Source organism: Kitasatospora putterlickiae (assembly GCF_039527695.1).
GTDB classification, from domain to species: domain Bacteria; phylum Actinomycetota; class Actinomycetes; order Streptomycetales; family Streptomycetaceae; genus Kitasatospora; species Kitasatospora putterlickiae.
On record NZ_BAAAKJ010000199.1, the window covers coordinates 12,053 to 12,971 of the forward strand.

Sequence of the window (919 nt, forward strand, 5' to 3'; positions counted from 1 at the left end):
GGAGCCGATGTCGTGGTCAACGGCCGCAATCCCGACCGCGTCGCGGAGACGGCGAAGCGGATCGGCGGGCGCGGGATCGCGGCCGACGTCGGCACGGCCGCCGGGACGGCCGAGCTGGTCCGGCAGCTGCCCGACGTCGACATCCTGGTCAACAACACCGGCATCTTCGAAACGAAGCCCGTGTTCGAGATCCCCGACGAGGACTGGCTGCGTTTCTACGAGGTCAACGTGCTCTCCGGCGTTCGCCTGGCCCGCCACTACGCGCCGAGGATGGTCGGGCGCGGCTGGGGCCGCGTGATCTTCGTCAGCAGCGAGGCCGGTGTCCAGACGCCGCCCGACATGGTCCAGTACGGGATGACCAAGACCGCGCAGCTGGCCGTCTCCCGGGGCATGGCCCAGGAGGTCGCGGGCAGCGGGGTCACGGTGAACTGCGTGCTCCCCGGGCCGACGATGAGCGATGGCGTGCTGGCCATGTTCGAGGAGCTCTACCCCGGTCTCGGCCCCGCCGAGCAGGAGCGGCGCTACCTGGCGGAGAACCGCGCCGCCGCGTCCCTGCTCCGGCGGCTCATCCGCCCCCACGAGGTCGCCAGCATGATCACGTACGTGGCCTCCGAGCACTCCTCGGCCACCACCGGCAGGGCGCTCGGCGTCGACGGCGGCCTCCTGCCGACGATCCTCCCCTGAGCGTGGTGACGTGACCGGAGGCGGGTCGGCACTTGCATTGCCCCGCGTCTGCAACTATTGTCTTCACATGTAAGGCGCTTCCGCATCTACCTGGAACGCCTCCGGAGGCGCCCGTCCCCTCGCGCCTCGCACTCCGCGTCCGGGGCACCGTCATGCCCCGGCGGCACTGATCGAAAAGGCACCGTCATGTCCCTGAAGAACATCCTTCCCGGCCAGCTCGGCTTCGGCACCGCCC

General features: G+C 70.4%; 1 protein-coding gene. It reads left to right on the plus strand.

Features of this window, described 5'->3' with window-relative positions; genetic code table 11:
- A partial coding sequence (locus ABD308_RS20140; RefSeq protein WP_344337218.1) for an SDR family NAD(P)-dependent oxidoreductase occupies positions 1–684 on the plus strand: 684 nt, incomplete at its 5' end.
- Positions 685–919 lie beyond the last annotated feature (235 nt).